The organism is Parabacteroides sp. ZJ-118 (assembly GCF_011038785.1).
Classification (GTDB): Bacteria; Bacteroidota; Bacteroidia; order Bacteroidales; family Tannerellaceae; genus Parabacteroides.
The window spans coordinates 1-2043 of sequence record NZ_JAAKDT010000094.1 but is presented as its reverse complement, the minus strand read 5'-3'; the positions used below and the strand labels follow the sequence as shown (position 1 = coordinate 2043).

Annotated in this window: 1 protein-coding gene; it reads right to left on the bottom strand. The window is 46.7% G+C overall.

Annotated elements, in window-relative coordinates; translation table 11 throughout:
* Window positions 1–326 precede the first annotated feature (326 nt).
* A complete protein-coding gene (locus tag G7Y39_RS13295) occupies window positions 327–1604 on the bottom strand; it encodes an IS66 family transposase (RefSeq protein ID WP_241160067.1) in 1278 nt (425 codons plus the stop codon).
* Window positions 1605–2043: the final 439 nt, after the last annotated feature.

The following is a 2043-nucleotide window of genomic DNA, read 5'->3' as shown; positions in this document are numbered from 1 at the left end:
TGGCTTTGAGTATGGTATTTAGCTGTTTGAACACCTCTAAATTACTAAATTTCCGTCATATACGGAAATTCTCAAAGCCTTTTTCATGACCATTTTTATGGCATCATACTAAATCCGAAACTTGAGTAATATATAACATGATTAAGAACGGAACCGAGTATGATGAATCAAAAGTGAGCAAGCCATCATTGACCATGCTCGAAAAACGCAGGCTGAAACTACTCGTGTCAATAAGAAAACTCGATGAGTCAATTGCTGCAATTAGTTGAATACCAAATTACTGGATAGGTGTTACTTGGTAGCGGACACGCTGAGGCAGTCGCCGCTTAGAAAAGGGCGAGTATGGCGTTGTAAGGTGAGTTACCGTGTTTCTTTGTGGTCTCGACAATTGAATGCAGGTCCATAAACGCGTCGGCACCGAGGTCTGAGCGGAAGCATCCGGAGTTCTTGAGCTTGATTTTCAGTTTTCGTATTCCGCGCTCCGAAGCGTTATTGTCAGGAGGGATGGCCGGGTCTCGCAGGAAGTTGAAGATATAATCACGACATTTGAGAAGACCGTTCTTAAAGGTGGTAAATTTCTCGTTTAGCTTCGACAAGTTTTCATCAATAAGTTTGTCCAGACGTTCGAGCCACGACTGAGGGTCGATTGATTCGGCCGGTCTCCGGTTGCGCTCGTGTATGGCTTCCTGAAAAAGACTTTCCACAGATTTTGACCACTCCTGTTCCTTGTCAAGTTCATTGAGATACTGACATTCGCGAAGCAGATGAGCCAGGCAGACCTGATGGTTGAGGAAGTGCAGGGCGAAGTATGCGCTATGGCGGTCTGTCACCGCCGTCATCCGTTCGATGGAGTCTCCGAAACGGTCTTCAAGTTCCTGTCCCTTGCGGCTTTTGCCATGGAATACCAGTGTGAAATATACGGTCTGTGCAATCCATGCCCAGTCAAGGCGTTTGTTGCAGTATAAGCCGGATTCATCAAAACCGACTACGGAAGACTGCATTATATATTCCTTGATTCTCCCAATGGCCGGGGCAGCAGCTTTTTTTGCCTCATTGATCCAGTTGACCATCGAACCCTGGCTGATTTCAAGGCCGAAGACCTCTTTGAAGAAGGAAGCTATACGGTTATAAGGCAGGAACTGAACCGTTGACAGGTAGGCGACCAGCCCCTTTACCGAAGCGTCATACACAACGGCGTTGGAACGACGACGTTCGGAGTGGGCTTTGACCCGTTTCCCACAGACCCGGCATATCGTCACGTAGTGCCGTACCTCGGTTATCAGGGGCTTGAGCTCGGGCAGTGATATTATCTGCGTAATGTAATCGAGTTCGGTATCACATCCGGCCAATGATTCTCCGCATTCATCGCATCGCTCGGACTTCTCCTCCACCACATTATCGACTGAGCCATTCAATTCGAGTGTGCTTCCGTGATGCCCCGGCTGACCTCCGGGCTTTTTGCCCGATGGCTTACGCAGTGACTTTGTACGCCGGACAATCTCATCTTTCATCTGCTCTTTTGACGGTGGCGTACTGCTGTTGCCGGAATTCTTCGGTGGTTCCTCGTATTTAGACAGACGTTTGCGTAGTTCTTCATTCTCCATGTCTTTCTTTTTGAGCATGCGTTTCAAGTCCCGTATCTCCTTAAGTTGCCCCTGACTCGTTCGGCTAATCTGACAAATTGTAGCATGCTGTGAATCGATGGTTTTCTGCATCGACTCAATCTGCGCGGACAGCCCGCGAAGCACTTCTGTTATGTCATTAACCTGTTGCTTCACAGGTGTAAAGGTATGAATTTTATTTGACTTTACCAAATAAAATCGCATCTAATTCCCATAAAAATCAACAGGTTATGCCATCGGTTCGATATGTATTTCGCTAATTGACGACATTGAGTAAACTCCTCAGCGTGTCCGCTACCAAGTAACACCTATCCAGTAATTTGGTATTCAACTAATTGCAGCAATTGACTCATCGAGTTTTCTTATTGACACGAGTAGTTTCAGCCTGCGTTTTTCGAGCATGGTCAATGATGGCTTGCTC